Here is an 18271-nt window from a genome sequence, read left to right as displayed (position 1 = left end):
CGAACACCCTTTTACTTCAGCTCACCGACTTCCACCAGCTTGAGCCACAGGGGAAGGGTGTAGGTCAGCGCGGAATTCTTGAGATCCGAGTGAAGCCAGTGGGGTTCGGTGGGAGAATGCCATCCGTTTTTAAGATCCATCATATCAAAGTTCCGCCCCCCAGAACGTGCACCGGGTTTGCGCCGATGGCGAAGCTCATTGCCGGGATCGCCTCCGAGAGCAACTTCGCTTGGACCCGCTTGTTGGACGCATAGGTTTGTGCAACCGGGTCCAGATCCGGCAAGGTCAGAGCCTGCCCTTCGTAGACCGCGAACAAGGGCGAGTTGTCGTATTGCGGGAAGTGGGAGAATATCGGGTTGGAGATGAATTCCGCGGTGGGGAACAGATCCAGAAAAGCGGTGGAAGGGGGCTGCACCGCAGAGGAGCCGCCTCCGTTCCAATAGGGGGTAAAGCCCCAGCCCCCGACGCTGGCGCCGCTCCAATAGGTCGCAGGGATGAGGCCTTTGCAGAAGTTCTGCGCCACCCACGAGCGATCGGTGAACGCCTCAAGAAGATAGTAGAGGGTCCAAGCGTCGGGGTTCGGGTCTCCCAGGACATTTTCCCCGGACGAATAGAAGTTGTAGGAACGCGAGGCGGCTGCCTGAAACCTGTTTCCCCACGAAATCCGGGATCGGGCATCGCCCGGGGAGAACAGCCCGGCCCAGTTCCAAGCAAACACGTGGCTATGGCCCTCCTCCAAATATCGCCAATCGGGAGGGGTCATCCTCTCCTTCATGTTCACCCCGTTCACCTCGGTCTGAGCGGCGTCGTAGGACTCGATGGGGATAGCAGCATCCACCATGAGATACTTCGAGGCATCCAGGCCCTCACGGGCGATCGCATTGGCAGCGACCAGATTGCCAAGACTGTGCGCAATCACCACAAGTTCCCGGCCCTCGCGGAGCGGTTCAAGATCGTCCTTGAGAAACTCGGAGGTGACGAATGCGTTCTTGGAGGCGTCGTAGAAATTGGCTGCTCCGTGGGAATAGCCATCCCAAGTCACCCCGATGAACCGCGCATTCGATCCCGCCTGGTGCAGGCGCTTGAAGGTCTCCGTATTCCAGCCGACAGCCGAGGTCTGATCGACATTGTAACCGTGAATGAATGCCACCATCTTGTTGGTACGGAACTTTGCAGGAATCACGGTGCGGGAATAGACGCCGCGCCGCCGCTGCGGAAACTCGGCATGAATCTCATCTTCCGGCGGAGGCAAGGGATGAAGCCGGTCCACCATGTTCAGGTCGCTGAGCAGGCTTGCCACCGGACGCGCATCCATCGGAATCAGGAATCGCCCAACCAAGGACGAGCCGTCGCTGATGCGGAGTTCCATCCCTATCGATGTCGGCTTGCGGCACTCGAATAGAACGATTCCGCTATCTGCTGCTGCGGCTTCCAAAGTTGCAGGGGAGAGCGGCGTTCCTTCACGCGAGGTGACTTTGTGCAACTGGTCGGCCAACTGGCGCCCGACTACCACGTTGCGAAGGAAATCGCCCGCCCGGTTGCGAGGCAGCGCCGCGAGTTCGAAGAATCCGTAGGCGTCGTCCTCCGGATGAGCCAAGCTGTAGGTATGCGTGGCGGAAGGCCACCGCTTCAAGAACTCTGCAAGCCGGAGGTGCGCCGGAAACCAATCCACCAGATCTCTCAGGCCATCGACTTGGCGGTTTCTCGAGTCAAGCCACCATGGCAGTCCTGAAACACGGTCTTCGGAATCCAAGATCACGCGCCCGGGCACGTCGGGGATTGGTCCTTTTTTATCCAAGAACACTCTCCCCGTGTCCCTGACCGTGCCGCTGTCTATGAACAAGGCGTCCAATAGCTCCCGTGCCTGATGCTCGCCTGCATCATCATCGTCATTCACCCACCACACAAAGCGCTCCCCGCCAAACGACGGCGAATCCACCTCGAAATCGATCACCCCATCGCGATTGCGGTCGGGGTAGAGGATGCCGGTATCCGAGCTGCAATGGAACTTGCATCTCGCCACGGGCAGACCGCCCCGGGAGATCCGGAGCTCCAGTGGCCGGCTGCTGTGTTTCCGCCGCTCGCACAGTAGGATACCTTGACCCTGTGCTGCTGCCGTCAGCCATCCTGCGCCGAGCTGTGTGCCGGAGGAACTGGTGACCGCGTGCGCCCGGTCCGCCAGTGCAGCCCTCGTCACGGGATTCTTTAGATAGTCTCGCACGCCGCTGCTTGAGACCCCGGTGAGTTCCAGGAAACCGAAGGCATCCCCATCCCGATTCGCCAGCGAATATTGGTAGCTGCCGGCCGGCCACTCCTCCAGCAATTCGTCCAGCTTGATCTCCAGCGGAAACCAGTCCTTCAGGTCTGCCTCGCCGTTGACCACCTGGTCCGCTGAATCGGGACTTCCTCCGCCATCGGAGTCATCATTCACCCACCATTGGTAGGGATTGCTCTCGCCGGTCTGCTGTGTCTCCGCTGCCGTCAATTCCCCGTCGCCATCCCAGTCCGGACGAAAGATCGGCCCGGCAATGAATTTCCACTCCCACAGGATGTTCCCTTCGAGGGAGGCCGTCACCACGCCCGGGGTCTCCCCCGCGATGTGGATGCAACTGCTATCATCGCGCGATGTCGCCGTGCCAGAGGTAGCATTCCAGGCGACTACCTTCGCCGCTTCGGGCAGCGTAGCCCGGTCCATGATCGCCAGATGAGCGGTGAGACCGATCTCGCTCCCGGCAGGCCCGTTCGTGGCGATGATCGTCTTCGCCAGATAGTCGCTCCCCAGTTCCTCGAATTGATCTCCATCGAACCCCGCTTCGGCCTGGGGGATCTGGGCGGTCTCCCGGAGTTCGGTGGACTCCTGATAGTGCTTGTTCATGTAGATCCTGTCGGCGAACATCGCGGCGGGACCGAATTGGTTGGGGTAGTCATCGGGATCTTCCAGGTCGTCCCTGACGAGTTCCAGATGTTGGGTAAATCCCTGCGCGTTTGAGACGATCAGCTCCCTCTTCGGCCAAGAGGCGTAAGGATTCGAGCCACCCGGAACCATCATCCACACGCGGCTAAGGCGATCCCCTATGGTCACCACCGAGTTATGCTGGTGGATCACGTTGAAGATCGTCTGCCACTCCCCGGTCTGACGGTAGTCGAAGGTTTCCCGGAACATCCATCCGAAAGGCGTGTAGGTGTCTTCCGGATCATAATCCGGGCTTTCCAAGAAAACCTCCCGGTCCCGGCTTACCAGCGGAGTGGTATCATCTTGATTCGGCAGCAGATTGAATCTCGAGAAGTGGGAGGCCCGGCTCTCCTCATCGATCATATTGCTCTCCATAGCGGCAGAGGGACCGGCACCGGAAAATGTTTCCCATACAATCTCACGATCCAACTCGGTGTATCTGGAAAGCTGGGCCGCGGTTGCAGCCCTGCCATGATCATCCAGGATCCGGGTAAGCTTCTCTCGCCGCCACCGCAAGCTACCACGGGGGGCCGCCGCCGCCTGCAGGTCGTATTCCCCCCTGTCGACCAACAGTTCATGGACGAAGTCATACTTCGTCTCCACGAGGTAATTGGCAGGATTCCCGTTCCACGGGTATTCCACCACCTTCACGGGCAGCCTTAGATACCTCGTGGAGTAGGAGGTGGAGAAGGAGACGTTGGTGGAACCGAGGGACCGCGGCATCGAGGAGGCCGCAGGCGTGATGCCGCGGAGGTGCTCCACCAAGGCATCGCCGGTCGGAGAACCGTAGGGCGCGCCGTCGATTGCCTGTGCCGCATTCTCCCACTCGATCCGGTTCCGGGCCGCCCCGTTGGGGTCCGGATGGAGGTGGGTCGGATAATACTGCGGGCCCCAATGGTACGCCAGCTCAAGCTGGCCAAAGTCACCCTCATTGAATAGCGGTCGGAATCTCTCGGGTACCGAGAATCTGCTACCGGGGCTGCTGCGAACCCCGAACGAGGCCCGGAAAACATCGCCGGGTGCTGCCGAGTTGGGATTGCTTCCGGCGATTCCGTTGTACTCGTCGTAGTCGCTGAAGCCGTCCCAATCGCTATCCGTGTCGTAGGGATCCGTTCCGATCGCAGCTTCTATCGACAGCGGCAAGCCGTCGCCATCGGCATCTTGCTCCGGGTTGTCGTGGATCGCGGGATCGAGCCCGTAACGCTTCTCGTAGCCATTGGCCATGCCATCCCCGTCACTGTCCGTCCAATCGAAGGGGGAATCGTATTGCTGCGGATCGGAGCCCCTGTGCAGCAGTTCCTGCTCGTCGGAAAGGCCGTCCATGTCGCTATCCTGCTTCGCATCCGGGATGCCGTAGTGAAACCGCTCGGCATCGCTCAGCCCGCCGGGAAGCTCTTCCTCCCCGGGAAGCGGCGTGTCATCGCTGCCGATCACGATCTCCTCCCACAGCGTGAGTTCGTCGGCGTCGGCATCCTCCTCAATCATTCGCGCCCGGATAAAACTCCTGCCACCTGCCGTGACTGGAAGCCGGCGTGTCACCGGCACTGTGGCAGCAGCCTGATGGAGCACCTCCTCGCCGAGGGGTCGCCACTCTACCAGATCGCTGCTCCATTCGAATTGCAATCTCTGGCCGGCTTGTGGCGGTACGAAGGCGGCTTCGATGCTGTCCCCGGTCCGGTCGAAGCTCAGGATCGGGCTCGAATCCCGGTCATGGGGATTCGTCCGCCAGCGCGCCTCCTCACGGTTTATCACGCCGTCGCCGTCCGGATCCGAATCCCCGTCGCCATCCGAGATTGTCCATTTCCATTGCCAGATATCGCTCATCCCGTCGCCACCGGCATCCAGACCGTGCGCCCCTGACGCCAGGCAGAAACCAGTGGTTATCGCGATCAGGGCGTTTCGGAAGGGGGGCATGCGGGTACCAATCAAGACAGTGGCGGAGCATCTATCAACCCCCAACTCAGCGGCCGGTCGAGCGGACAGGGAGCTGATTCTTCGTGGAGGCATCGGGCCTTGGCTTCACACTCGATACGCACACGGTCCTTGCCGGGCCCCGACTCCCGCTCTAGAGGCTAGATGACTAGGACGGGATTTCCCATTTACAGCCCGGCCTAACGATTTCACCCTTCAACCCCGTTTGAGAAATCCATGAAGACCCAACCCTTGATGACTTTGTTGGCAGCAGCCGCGCTTGCCGGTGCCGCCCAGATCGGAACAGCCTCCGCCGAAAAAATCGCCGTGGACTCCTTTGGAAAAACCCCTGATGGCGCAGACGCCAAGCTCTACACCCTGATCAACAAGAACGGCCTGCGCGCCAAGATCTGTGACTTCGGCGCGACCCTGGTGTCGATGGAAGTCCCGGACAAGGCCGGCAAGGTCGCCGATGTGACCCACGGCTTCGACTCCGCGGACGGCTACGCTTCCGCCGGGAATCCGTATTTCGGTGCCAGCGTCGGCCGCTTCGGCAACCGCATCGCCAACGGGGTCTTCAAGCTGGACGGCAAGGAATACACCCTGGCCACCAACAACGAGCCGGGCGGCATCCCCTGCCACCTGCACGGCGGCAAGGTCGGCTTCAACAAGCGGATGTGGAAGGCCGAGCCGGATGAGGCGAAGAATGCGATCGCCTTCACCTACGTCTCGCCGGACCGCGAGGAAGGCTACCCCGGGACGCTGACGACCAAGGTCACCTACACCCTGACCGAGGCCAACGAGCTGAAGTGGGAAGTGGAGGCCAAGACCGACGCGCCGACCGTCCTCAACATCGTCCACCACAGCTACTGGAACCTGAGCGGCGATCCGACGACGCTGATCAACGACCACATCCTGACACTCAATGCCGACAAGTATCTGCCGACGAATGCCGGCCTGATCCCGACCGGCAAGCAGGACCCGGTGGCCGGGACCCCGATGGATTTCACCAAGCCGACCGCGATCGGCGAGCGCGTGGACGCGAAGTTCGAGGCGCTGAAGCTCGGCGGTGGCTATGACCACGCCTGGGTGCTCAAGCCCGGCAACGGCATCAAGCTGGCCGCCCGCCTGAAGGATCCGAAGTCCGGCCGGGTGATGGAAATCTCCACCGACAAGCCGGCGGTCCAGTTCTACGGTGGCAATTTCCTGGACGGCACAGTGGCCGGCAAGAAGGGCGTCAAGTATGCCTTCCGCACCGCCTGCTGCCTGGAGACCGAGAACTTCCCGGACGCTCCGAATCAACCGGGTTTCCCCACCGCGGTGCTCAAGCCGGGTGAGACTTACAAGCACGTGATGATCCACAAGTTCTCCGCCGAGTGAGGCCTTTTGAAAACGACCGCCGGGAATCCTTCCGGCGGTCGTTTTTTTGACCCTGCGCGAGACAGAGTCGATCCTTGTCGCTCCCTCGCCGGTCACTTTCAATGCCGCTCCTTTCCCTTTGCTAAACCCCATCCGACCACGTCCATGACCCTGCTATCGTTCTTGGCTTTCACGCTTTTCGCGGCGTTCCTAACTTTCCTGATTACCCGGCGGGACGAGAAAAGTTCATCCGATGGATTCTTCCTCGGCGGGCGCTCCCTCACCTTTCCCGTGATCGCGGGATCCCTGCTTCTCACCAACCTCTCAACCGAGCAGATGGTCGGTCTGAACGGTGCCGCCTATAAGGACGGGCTCGCCGTGATGGCTTGGGAGGTTGTTGCCGTCATCTCGCTGGTTCTGATGGCCGCCTTCTTCCTGCCGCGGTTCTTGAAGGCAGGCATCACCACCGTTCCTCAGTTCCTGGAAAATCGCTTCGACAAGTCGACCCAGACGCTGACGAACATGATCTTCCTGCTCGCGTACGGGTTCCTGCTCATCCCGATCATCCTCTACTCGGGGGCCGTGGGTCTCTCGCAGATGCTCGACCTGAAGAACCTCACGGGGATCACCGAGCCGATCAATTTCCTCGGCAATACCGTCCAGCCGGACACCGCGATCCTCTGGGGCACGGTCTTCCTGATCGGAATCATGGGTTCGCTCTACTCCCGATTCGGCGGACTGAAGACCTTGGCAACGCTCGATACGATCAACGGCGTCGGCCTCCTTGTCGGCGGCTTCATGATCGCGTGGTTCGGGTTGAACCGCGTGGCCGATGGCAATGGCATCGCCGAAGGCTGGAAGATCCTCAAGGAGTCAAATCCCGAGCACCTCAACTCGATCGGCACGCCGCAGACCAGCGTTCCTTTCAGCACGCTCTTCACCGGCGTCGCCCTGCTGAACTTCTTCTACTGGTGCACGAACCAGCAGATCATCCAGCGCACCTTCGGTGCCAGCAGCCTCGCGGAAGGGCAGAAAGGCGTGCTCCTCACCGGCGCTCTCAAGCTTCTCGGCCCGGTGTATCTCGTCATCCCCGGCATCATCGCCTACCACCTCTTCGCGAAGGACGGGATCGGCAATGACCAGGCCTATGGCACTTTGGTCCGCGAGGTCCTGCCACCTCAGCTCACCGGCTTCTTCGCCGCGGTGATGGTCGGCGCGATCCTGAGTTCCTTTAACGCCGCGCTCAACAGTACCTCGGCACTTTTTAGCATCGGTCTTTACCACCATGTGATCAATCCGAAGGGCTCCGAGCAGCAGATGGTCCGGGCCGCGAAGATCTTCGTCGTCACCATCGCCATTGCCGCGATGTTCGTCGCCCCGCTGCTCGCCGGGCAGAGCAGCATCTTTGCTTATCTGCAGGACATGAACGCGATTTACTTCATCCCGATCTTTGCAGTGGTGGTGGTGGGGATGCTTCATCCGCGCGTGCCAGCACCCGCCGCGTTCTGGGCCTTGGTCCTCGGCCTTGTGATGATCGGCGTGAAGTATTTCGTTCCCGGCGTGGCCCCCCTCGTGGATGGCGTCTTCCGCTACAATTTCCACTTCCTCGGCTTCGTCTTCGCGACACTGATCGTGTTCATGCTCGTGTGGGGAGCGGTCGCGCCCCGGGCCACTCCTTGGAAGCTGGAAACCAGCACCCCGATCGACATGACGCCGTGGAAGGGCCTCAAGTGGGCGAGCGTGGTGCTCATCGCCCTGGTGCTTGCGATCTACGCCAGCTTCGCGAGCTTCGGCAGCTGATTTGCGCGGGGATCACGCCCGCGCGGCAGGATTCAGATCTGATCGACCTCTCCCAATTCGCCGGAGCCGCCCATGATCCGGGCGCTCCGGCGAACGTTCGGACCGCCCCGCCGGGCCTTTCGGGGAAAGGTCCCTGCCTTCCGGCCTGTCGAAGGCAGGGACCGCTCTCCCGAGCGGTCCGGTGGATGGCGGCGGTTCACGATGAATCGGCACCGAAGCGAAGGTTCGGGCCGCCCCCCGCCGGACCTTTCGGAGAAAGGTCCCTGCTTCCTCCTTTAATGCCCCGCGACACCAAGGGACCACTCTGCCGGGCGGTGCCCCGCGGTCCCAGGGGGGCCGTTCGTCGATGGCGGCGTCGGGGTTGTCGGGACGCACATAGATAGGGTCCCTGCCCTCACGGGGCAGTCACCACTACCCGCACGAAGCGTTTCTCTGCGCCCGCCCCGTAGGCGACGGGATCCCGGAAGGTGAGCAGCGCGGTGCCGTCGCCTTGTGAGACAGCGGGTCCGGCTGCGGGGAGAAGGTCGGGCCAGGTTTCCAGGTCGGCGGAAGCGCGGGCCGTCATGGTCACGCCTGTTAGATCCTCCTTGATCCGGCAGGTGAGGGTCAGGTGGCGCTCTTGCGTTTCCGTGTCGGTCACCCAAGCGAGGACCGGGGTGAGGCGCGAAGACGGATCCAGGGGAGAACCGCCGGCTACCATCTCGATCAGGTTCACCATGCCGTCGCCATCCGGATCGGCATCATCGCCCCAGAGGGGCGATTCCTGTTCGGGGTCGGCCAGATCTTCCGCGGCGAAGTGCTGCGCGCGCCAGGTCGCGGGGTCCAAGGTGTCTGCCGCGCCGGGGCGACCGCCCGGCACGTTGCTGGCGCGCCAATTGACGCCGAGCCCTGCTGCCGGATCGGTTGAGGGGCTATTGAGGACCAGCGCGAAGCCATCGCCATCCGGCGAGGTCGGCCATGGATTGCTGTCGTCGTAGGCGAATTGCTTGAGCGTCACGTCCGCGGTGCCGGCGAAGCGCAGGGTTTCGCCGCCGTTGCTGAGATCGTCGGTGAATGCGCCGGCCACCGGCAAGCCGGGTCCGTAGCGGAATTGCAGCGCGGCGGGGTTCTTCGCGATCAAGACCCGGGTGCCGGGTGCCAGCACCACGATCGGCGAGTTCGCGAAGTTGAATTCGATCCCGATTGTGAATTCCACCGCGGAGAGGTCCACCGTGTGGTTGCTGATATTGAGCAACTCCACATACTCGAATTCGGTGTCGGACTCGAAACCCTGCGCTTCCTCCTCTTCGTTCGGATTGTCCGGGTGATAGTGAATCTTGCTGATCACCAGGTCTCCCGGTGCGGCCGGCGGGTAGGCGATGAAGCGGGCTTCATCGAGCGCCGACCACTCGCCGCCGCTGCTGCGGGTGCGCGCCCTGACCGTGACCACGCCTTCGATGGGAATCCCCGCCCCCGTGTAAGCGGTGCCGGCGACCCCGCCGCCGATTGCCCGCGGATCGCTGCCATCGAGCGTGTAGTAGATCGTTCCCAGCGGGGATCCTGAAGTCGTGAGGGTGAGCGTGAAATTGTCGCCCACCGAACCGCCGCGTTGCGAGAAGAGCGGGGCATTCACGGCGGGGAAAAAGCCGCGGCTGCGCAGTTGCGAGATGAGGGTGGAAGGCCGCCCCGGGAAGAAGGAGCTGCGGATCGTGTTCAGGCGCGATTGCCATTGGGTGAGCGTGTGATTGCCCGCACTGGTCCCCCAGCGCACGGCATCCGGCACGATCGCCTGCGAGATCTGCGCCGCCCGCGCATCGAAGATCGCCTGCGCCGCCGCCGGGGTCATGGTGCCGCCGTTGAAGAGGTGCTTCTGCACGATGTCGGCAAAGCGGATCCGGTACTCGGGATTCCCGGACAGGTCCTCGTGAATCCATTCGGGATTCGAATAGGTGAAGTTGCCCCGGTTGCCACCGTTCGGGGCGTTGGTATTCGCCCGGTTGTCCACCCAGCTCGAGGCCTGCAGCGTGTGCTCGGCATCATGGACGAAGTAGCGGAAGCCTTCCGTGCCGGTGCGGTTGCGCATGCCCCGCCAGTTGTTCGCGGCATTCATCCCCAGGAAATTCGAGAGCGGGGCATCGCCATCGCCGGTGTAGTAGGTCACCAGCATGTAGGTGATCAGGTTGTCGAGATCCACGTAGACCGGCAGCGCGGGATTGCGTTGGCCGGTCGCATTACAGCCCATCAGCGCGAAGTAGTTGGCCGCCGTGGGGCTTCCGGCGTGGGTCCGGGCCAAGTTCCACATCGCTTGCCAGGAGTTGATTTCACCGCTGCTCAGCTCGTAGGTGAAGTTCGGGTGATTCGAGGTTTGGATCACGTCGAAGTCGTCCGCCTGGCCGCCGAAGTAGCTCGCGCCATAGTCTTCCTGTGCGCGCTCCTCGGTCTGATAGATGCCCCAATACTGGCCGTTGAGATAAAGCTGCACGTAGCGGGAGCGCGTCGTCGGCTGACCCATCTCCCCCATCAGATCCCGGCAGAAGACTTCGCGCACCGCGGTGTTCTCGGTGCCGCCGTTGTTTGCCCAGTGGTAGTTCTGCTCGGTCCGCAGATCCAGGGTGTCGAACTCGTCGGTGCCCGAGCCGCCGTGCAGCGCAAACTTGAGCGAGGACTCGCCGTAGCTGCCGCGGAAATGGAGCCGGAGGGAATGCTTCACCGAGCCGTCGCCCCGGCTGGCCCCGCCGCGGATCCGGAGGCCGGCATCGATCCGGAAGCCATCGCTGCCATCGGCGGGCATGTACTCCACCGAGACCGGCCGCTCCCACGCGTCGCCCTTGTTGGCAGCATTCACATAGATGCCGTTGGTCGGTCCGGTTAGATTGTCCTGATCGGTGACGAGCGAAACCGTGGGGATCTGCTCCAAGCCATCGCGCAATTGCGGGGTGGTATATTGTGATTTGAGCGCGGGGTTCCAGCCGTAGCGGAATTGCTGGCCATTGACCGATGAGCCCGGCCAACCCGCCGGTGCCGTGCCGCCCGGATACACCTGATTCGCCAGCACATCGTCCAGGAAGAGATAAGTCTGCGTGGCCACCCGCGATGGCATATAACCCGTGTGGAAGGCCCGCGCCCGCAGGGTCTTGGTCGCGTCGATGACGAATGGCCCGGAGTAAATCGTCCCGTTGCTCTCGGTGGGCGTGCTGGCATCCGTGGTGTAACGGATCAGGGAATCCGGCGTCGGGCAGGACAGCGTGAGCAGGAATGCCGCGCCGTAGAACCCGCGTGGCGAGCTGAATTCGACTTCTTCCGTCACGCCCTCGACCGGAGTCCCGTTCGCTTCGCCCGGGGTCGGCACGGGATAGAAAACCGTCACCCCGCCCGCGAGGCCCGCGGAGATATTCTGGCGCTGGGCCGGGTAGCTTGGACTGAACTCCGTGACCACTGCACCACCCACCGCCCTCAGCGCCAGATATTCGCCATCGGCACTCAGACCGAAGCCGGTATGCAGGTTCGCCGCGGGATTGATGCGGTTTTTCGAGGAGGCGAAGACGATGCGGTAACCATCGCCCTCGATCACGGCACCTGCGGGGAAGTCCCAGGTGTTCGCCGAATCCTCCAGACGGTAGCCACCGAGATCGATCGCGAAGGGATTCGGATTGCGGATCTCGATCCAGTCCGAGCTATCGCCATCCTCGTCTTCGAGGCCACCGGAATTGCTGGCCAGGAATTCATTCAGGACGGCGGGTTGGATTGCCTCCCCGATGTAAACCGTGAGTGCCCGGGTCGAAGCGGCGTCTGCGTTCGCCGCGCTCAGGGTGTAGGTCGTGGTGACCGATGGCGATACCAGCGCCGAGCCGGACGACTGCGAGGTGCTGGCTTGCACGCCTTGGTCGATCGAGAGGGTGTCGGCATTGCCGGTGGTCCATGACAATGTCACCGGTGCTCCGGGCGTGGAAAGCACTCCCTTGTCCGACTGGATCGAAGCGGTCGCGGCATGGAAGTTGATGGTCGGGTAGGGCGGCGGGAAATTGGTGGGCAGGTCATACTTGTCCTGCAGGTACCAGCCGACCTTCTCGAGCCCTTCCGGAGAAAGCGTGCCGGAATAAATGATGATCTCCGCCACGCTGCCAAACCAGTAGCGGCCCAGCGAATTGCTCGCGCTGCCGACCCAGAAATCGCCGTAGTTTTTCGGCGCGCCGGCCACCGCCATCACCAGATGCGGGGATCCGGGAACGAAGGAGCCGCTGGCCACCTGATTGACATCCAGGGTGCCGGTGAGCGAGCCGTGGCCAGTGAAGTCATTCCCGTCCATGCCATGCCCGGGCGAGCGATAGTAGGACACCACCCCCTCGCGGCGCAGGTTGAGACCGTCGTTCCCGTTCGACAGGAGTCCTGCGAGATTCGAGGCCCCGTTTTCCAAGCAGGCGACGACGAAGATCGTCCGTGCGGCGTAGTTCGCCCCGGCAGCCTTCATCACATCGCTTGATCCATCGAACCGCACCACCGGCATGCCATTGAAGCGGGCATCGCTGGCGATGTAGGTCGGCATCTGGACACCGGTCGCGCTCAGCGGGCCCCAGGCTGCCACCGGCGAGCTGTCGGCCTGCACCAGGTCATCTGCCTTCAGGTGCAGTGCCACCGTGCCGAAATCGGCAGGATCGAAAGCACGGGCTGCAGCCGGCAACATGACCGCGGCGGCCAGCGCACGCAGGAGCAGGCCGCGCCGCAAAAGGCCGGAAAGTCGGGAATCGGGCATAGGGGTTTTCCACTTCCCTGAACGCGTGCATGGCCCCGGATCTAGCTAAAAATCAAGTTGTCCCGTAAAAGGGGACAAGTTTTACCAAGAAGTCCAGTTGGTCCGGGACGGGCGGGCGCAAAACCCCAAATCCGATGACCCTTTGCGGACACCTTTCCCCTTTGCCAAAAGGCCGGATTGACCCACGCTCCCGGGAGTCGTTTCCGCCGCCGATGAAAGCTCTCCCCGTCCTTATCGCGCTGACCCTTCCGGCCTTCTCCCAAGCGCCCGAGTGGGAAGATCCGGCGGTCTTCCGGGTCAACAAGGAAGCACCGCGGGCCACGGTGATGCCCTTCCCGGAGCAGGATGCGGCCCTCTCGAAAAAGCGCCTGGAGTCGCCCTGGTGCCAGATGCTGAACGGAATGTGGAAATTCCACTACGCCGGCACCCCCTCCGCGCGACCCGCGGACTTCTACAAGCCGGAATTCGACGTCGCCGGGTGGAAGGAGATCACCGTGCCCTCGAATTGGCAGATGGAGGGCTACGGCGTGCCGATCGGCACCAACATCGAGTATCCCTTCGCCTCCGATCCGCCGCACGTGATGGGCGAGCCACCCGCACACTTCCCGAACTTCCCGGCCGCCGAGCGCAACCCGGTCGGCAGCTATCGCCGGAATTTCACCGTGCCCGCGACTTGGGCCGGGCAGCCGGTGCACGTGGTTTTCCAAGGCGTCGATTCCGCGTTCCACCTGTGGGTGAATGGCCAGAAAATCGGCTATTCCGAAGACTCGCGGACGCCGGCGGAATTCGACATCAGCAAGTTCCTGAAAGAGGGCGACAACGTGATCGCCGCCGAGGTCTATCAGAACTCCGACGGCTCCTACCTGGAAGACCAGGACATGTGGCGGATGAGCGGGATTTTCCGCGACGTGTATCTGTGGACCTCGCCGCCGGTCGATGTCCGCGACCACTGGCTGCAGGCCGGCTTGAGCGATGACTATACGAAGGGCACGCTGCGCTTCACCGCCACGGTGGTCAACGAGTCCGCCGAGGCGAAGGACGGCAAGCTACAGTTCGTTCTGAAGGACAAGGATGGCAGGGAACGGGTCACCCGGGACATCCCCCTGACCGTGCCCGCCAACGGCGAGATCCCGATCTCCTTCGAAGCGCCGCCGCTCGAGGACGTCGAATCATGGAGCGCCGAGACGCCGGTCCTCTATCCCTACCTGATCACCCTGACGGATGCCGGCGGCAAGGCACTCGCCTTCTACTCCGGCAAGACCGGTTTCCGTCGCGACGAGATCAAGAACGGCCAGTTCCTCCACAACGGCCAGCCGATCCTCTTCAAGGGTGTGAACCGCCACGATCACCATCCACTGCGGGGACACTACGTCACCGAGGAGGACATGATGAACGACCTGCTGCAGATAAAGCGGGGCAACATCAACGCAATCCGCACCTCGCACTACCCGAACGACCCGCGCTTCGTCGAACTCTGCGACGAGCTCGGCTTCTACGTGATCGCCGAGGCCAATGTCGAAAGCCACGGCATGGGCTGGGGCCCGGACGCGAACCGCTTGGCCAAGGATCCCGCCTGGGGTCCCGCCCATCTCGACCGGATGAAGAACTGCCTGGAGCGCGACAAGAACCATCCCTGCGTGGTGATGTGGTCGATGGGCAACGAATCGGGCGACGGCATCAATTTCCAGGAGACCTCGAAGTGGGTCCACCAGCGCGATCCTTCCCGCCCGGTCCACTATGAGCAGGCGCAGCAGCGCAGCCACGTGGATCTCTTCGCGCCGATGTATGCCTCGATCAAGGATTGCCTGGACTACTGCCGCAGCGAGGAGAAAAAGCCGATCGAGCAGCAGCGCCCCCTGATCCAGTGCGAGTACAGCCACGCGATGGGGAATTCCTCCGGCAACCTGGCCGACTACTGGGAGATCTTCCGCAAGGAGCGGCTGCTGCAGGGCGGCTTCATCTGGGACTTCAAGGACCAGGGACTGATTCGCAGGGTGCAAGGCACGGATGCCGGGGAGGACCGCTCCGGCAAGGGTCACAAGGGCACGCTCTACGGCTTGGTCAACGACAAGGACGGCCTCTTCGCTGGCAGCGTGGTGCTCGATGAAGCGACCGATCTGCATCTCACCCAAACGGTCACCCTGGTGGCAGAAATCCGCGGCAACTCCGGTGGCCGCGGCAACCGTCCGGAAGGCGATGCGGCTCAATCCGACGGCTATCCGATCATCTCGAAGGGCGATACATCCTACATGCTCAAGGTGAACAACCAGGGCTCGATGATCGAGTTCTTCGTTTACATCAACGGCAAGTGGGAGGCGGTGTATGCCGACCTCCCCGAGGCGACCGATTGGCGCAGCAAATTCCACGTGATCGCCGGCACTTACGACGGCAAGCAACTGGTGGTTTACATCGATGGCAAGAAGGCTGCGGAACGCGATTGCAGCGGGATGATCGCCGCCAACCTCTGGCGGGTCGCCGTGGGCATCGATACGGAGAAGCCGGAGCGGCGCTTCAACGGTGCGATCCGCCGCGCGGCGATCTACGGCCGGGCGCTGGCCGCGGAAGAGATCGGTTTCACCGCTCAAGACGCGCTCGTTTCCTATGACTTCACCGCCGATGCCGCGAAGCCGTCGACGCGGCCGATGTTCGCCAACGGCGGCGATTTCGACGACCGCCTGACACCGGGCTCGTTCTGTTTCGACGGACTGGTCATGCCGAGCGGCCGGCCGAGCCCGCAATTCGAGGAGGTGAAGAAGCTCTATCAGGATTTCCACGTCAGCGCGGTCGATCTCGCCACGCCGCAATTGCGGATCAAGGTGAGCAACGAGCGCTTCTTCACCAGCAGCGACGGCGTGCGGGCTTCGTGGAAGCTGACCAAGAACGGAGAAGCGGCCGGAGGCGGCAAACTCGAATTGCCCGGGACCGCCCCGCAAGGTTCGACCGAAGTCACCGTCCCCACCGGGATCACTCCTGAAGCCGGTGCCGAGTATATCTTCCGCGTGCGCTTCGACCGCGGTGAGGCAGCTCCCTGGGCACCGGCGGGCATGCCGCTGGCCTGGGACGGATTCGCGCTGCCCTGGGGCAAGGCGGCCCCGGTCAAGCCGGCCGCCGCGGAAGGTGCCGCGACCTTTGCCGAAACCCCGCAGGAGATTACCCTTTCCGCAGGCAAGTCGGTGGCGGTGATCGACCGCAAGACCGGCATGCTTTCCTCGTGGAAGCTGGACGGGAAGGATGTCCTGGCCGGACCGCTGCGCCTGAACTTCTGGCGCCCGCCGACCAACAACGACGAGGGAGCGAAGCTGCCGCGCCGCCTGGCCGTCTGGCGCCGTGCCGGGGAGAACGCCAAGGCCGTATCCTGCGAAGCGGGCGCGGAGGATGGCAACGCCTTCGTGAACACCCGCATCTCCGTTCCCGCCGGGACCAGCGAGGCCGCGCTTACTTGGCGCATGCATCCTTCCGGCCAGATCGCGGTGGATGCGGTCTTCACTCCACAGGGCAACCTGCCGATGATCCCGCGCATCGGCCTGCAGGGCTCTCTGCCGGCTGCGGTCGACCAACTGACCTGGTTTGGAAAGGGCCCCTATGAAAACTATGTCGACCGACAGAGCGGGACCTGGACGAGCCGGCACAGTGCCAACCTTCGCCAGATCTTCCACCCCTACATTGACCCGCAGGAGAGCGGAAACGTGACCAGCGTGCGCTGGGCGCGTTTCGTGCCCGGCGCGGGAGGGATCGCCCTGCGTGCCGATGCCACCGGGGATTCCTTGCTCTCCGTTTCCGCCTATCCGCTGACCCAGGACAATCTGGAGATTGCCCACAATGCCGCCGACATCCCGGCCAAAAGCGGCACCGTGATCCTCAACCTCGACCATCGCCAGATGGGTCTGGGCGGGACGAATTCCTGGGGCGAATTGCCGCTCGAGCGCTATCGTATCCAGCCTTCGGGTACTTTCCATTGGTCCTTCCTCCTCAGCTCCGAACAGGTCGCGCCCTCGCCAGCTTTCCAGCAGGCCGTGCCGCGACGGAGGCCCCTGCCAGCAGCCGGGCAAACCCCGCCAGCGGTGCCGCCGGAAGCGGCAGCCCCACCTGCGTCTCCCGAACAAGCCCTTCCCGGCGAATAAGCATTTCGCGCCCCGACTCCATGTCCATCGACCTCGCACCTTCCCTCTCCGACCTCGCCGCCGATGCCGCCGCCGGCCTCAAGGAACACTTCGGCAGCCAAGCCAGCGTGATCGCCGCAGCGCCCGGCCGCGTGAACCTGATCGGCGAGCACATCGACTATTGCGACGGCTTCGTGATGCCCTTCGCGATCGACCGCTACATCGTGATGGCGGCGGCCTTGAATGGCAGCGGGGAAGCCCGGGTGGTCACCGCCCTCGGCGGCGAACCGGCAATCCTGCCGCTGAATATTCCCCAGCAGGTCACCGAGCCGAAGTGGGCGAACTACCTGCGCGGCGTGTTCCAAGGTTTCCAGGAGCGCGGCCACCAATTGCCGGGCTTCGATGCCTACGTGCTGTCCTCCCTGCCGCGCGGCGCGGGCCTGTCCTCCTCCGCAGCGCTGGAATGCTGCGTGGCCACCTTGCTGGAAGGTCTGCTGGACACCGTGCTGGACACCAAGGAGAAGGCCCTGCTTTGCCAAAAGGCGGAGCACGACTTCGCCGGGGTGCCCTGCGGCATCATGGACCAGTTCGCCTCCTGCTTCGGCAAGGTGAACCGCCTGATCCTGATCGATTGCATGACCGGCGAGCCCGAACTGGTGCCCTTTGAAAATCCCGATCTGACCGTGCTGATCGCCAACACGATGGTGCACCACGAACTCTCGGACGGCGGCTATGCGGCCCGCCGCAAGAATACCGAGGACGGCCTCGCCATCCTCGGCAAGCGGTCCTGGCGCGAGGTGGTTCCCGGCGAGGTGGAAGCCGCTTGGGAACAGCTCGGCGATCCGGTGGATCGACGCTCGCGCCACGTCGTCGGCGAGATCGCCCGCACGGTCGCCGCCGCGGAGGCCCTGGCCAAGAACGACTACGAAGCGCTCGGCCCCTTGATGGCCGCCAGCCACGATTCGCTGCGCGACGATTTCGAAGTTTCCTGCAAGGAGCTCGACCTGATGGTCGAGATTGCGCGGGCGATCGGCCGCAGCGGCGGGGTGATCGGGGCGCGGATGACCGGCGGCGGCTTCGGCGGCTCGACCGTGACGCTGTGCGAATCGCGCAAGGTCGAGCAGATCGCCGCGACGCTGGCGCGGGAGTATGAAGAGGCCACGGGAATCAAGCCGCAGATCCTGGCGTCGCGGCCGGCGCAGGGAGCGCATTTGGTTTAAACGAAATGGCGAATTAAGAATTCCCGAATGACGAATGGCCAGTGAGTAGGATGGATTGCTCGCACCTGGCTCAGGCGACCTCGCTTCTTCGGCCCACTTCATTCCGAGTCCCTATTGCGAGCCCGGCGCTACCATCGTGGTGGGTTGTTTCCTTATCTTCCGGTTAGGCAATCGAGCGTCAATCCGCGCTTGAAACTGC

The 18271-nt window shown here is 63.0% G+C and carries 7 protein-coding genes; 4 read left to right on the top strand and 3 right to left on the bottom strand.

Going from position 1 to position 18271, the window contains the following annotated elements:
- Window positions 1–11: 11 nt before the first annotated feature.
- Together ABWK72_RS24020 and ABWK72_RS24015 are read right to left on the bottom strand one after the other, a co-directional pair.
- Window positions 12–143 carry a hypothetical protein gene (locus ABWK72_RS24020; protein WP_367872114.1) on the bottom strand — a complete coding sequence of 44 codons (132 nt, stop codon included), beginning with the start codon at window positions 141–143 and terminating at the stop codon, window positions 12–14.
- A complete protein-coding gene (locus ABWK72_RS24015) occupies window positions 140–4867 on the bottom strand; it encodes an alpha/beta hydrolase (RefSeq protein WP_367872113.1) in 4728 nt (1575 codons plus the stop codon). Before ABWK72_RS24015 ends, ABWK72_RS24020 begins: the two co-directional genes overlap by 4 nt.
- Before the next feature lie 234 nt (window positions 4868–5101).
- Between ABWK72_RS24015 and ABWK72_RS24010 the strand changes: the two genes are divergently transcribed.
- Together ABWK72_RS24010 and ABWK72_RS24005 are read left to right on the top strand one after the other, a co-directional pair.
- Window positions 5102–6244 (top strand): aldose epimerase family protein, encoded by a 1143-nt coding sequence (locus tag ABWK72_RS24010; RefSeq protein ID WP_367872112.1) that lies wholly within the window; start codon window positions 5102–5104, stop codon window positions 6242–6244.
- 144 nt (window positions 6245–6388) lie between these two features.
- On the top strand, window positions 6389–8023 hold the full coding sequence (locus tag ABWK72_RS24005; RefSeq protein WP_367872111.1) for a solute:sodium symporter family transporter: 1635 nt from the start codon (window positions 6389–6391) through the stop codon (window positions 8021–8023).
- Between the two features lie 394 nt (window positions 8024–8417).
- Here ABWK72_RS24005 and ABWK72_RS24000 read toward each other — a convergent pair whose 3' ends face one another.
- Window positions 8418–12752 (bottom strand): CotH kinase family protein, encoded by a 4335-nt coding sequence (locus ABWK72_RS24000; protein ID WP_367872110.1) that lies wholly within the window; start codon window positions 12750–12752, stop codon window positions 8418–8420.
- Between the two features lie 212 nt (window positions 12753–12964).
- Between ABWK72_RS24000 and ABWK72_RS23995 the strand changes: the two genes are divergently transcribed.
- Window positions 12965–16873, top strand: coding sequence for a glycoside hydrolase family 2 TIM barrel-domain containing protein (locus ABWK72_RS23995; RefSeq protein ID WP_367872109.1), 3909 nt, complete (start codon window positions 12965–12967; stop codon window positions 16871–16873).
- 20 nt (window positions 16874–16893) lie between these two features.
- Window positions 16894–18072: a galactokinase gene (gene galK / locus ABWK72_RS23990; protein ID WP_367872108.1), complete on the top strand. Its 1179-nt coding sequence runs from the start codon at window positions 16894–16896 to the stop codon at window positions 18070–18072.
- The last annotated feature ends 199 nt before the right edge of the window (window positions 18073–18271 follow it).

It is taken from the genome of Luteolibacter sp. Populi (assembly GCF_040801775.1).
Lineage (GTDB): Bacteria > Verrucomicrobiota > Verrucomicrobiia > Verrucomicrobiales > Akkermansiaceae > Haloferula.
This window is presented reverse-complemented; position numbering and strand designations above follow the sequence as displayed.

Excerpts from the sequence above, each read along its gene's own strand:
- ABWK72_RS24005 (WP_367872111.1), top strand. The coding sequence starts at position 6,389 with ATGACCCTGCTATCGTTCTTGGCTTTCACGCTTTTCGCGGCGTTCCTA.
- ABWK72_RS24015 (WP_367872113.1), bottom strand. The coding sequence starts at position 4,867 with ATGCCCCCCTTCCGAAACGCCCTGATCGCGATAACCACTGGTTTCTGC.
- ABWK72_RS24010 (WP_367872112.1), top strand. The coding sequence starts at position 5,102 with ATGAAGACCCAACCCTTGATGACTTTGTTGGCAGCAGCCGCGCTTGCC.
- ABWK72_RS24000 (WP_367872110.1), bottom strand. The coding sequence starts at position 12,752 with ATGCCCGATTCCCGACTTTCCGGCCTTTTGCGGCGCGGCCTGCTCCTG.
- galK (WP_367872108.1), top strand. The coding sequence starts at position 16,894 with ATGTCCATCGACCTCGCACCTTCCCTCTCCGACCTCGCCGCCGATGCC.
- ABWK72_RS23995 (WP_367872109.1), top strand. The coding sequence starts at position 12,965 with ATGAAAGCTCTCCCCGTCCTTATCGCGCTGACCCTTCCGGCCTTCTCC.
- ABWK72_RS24020 (WP_367872114.1), bottom strand. The coding sequence starts at position 143 with ATGATGGATCTTAAAAACGGATGGCATTCTCCCACCGAACCCCACTGG.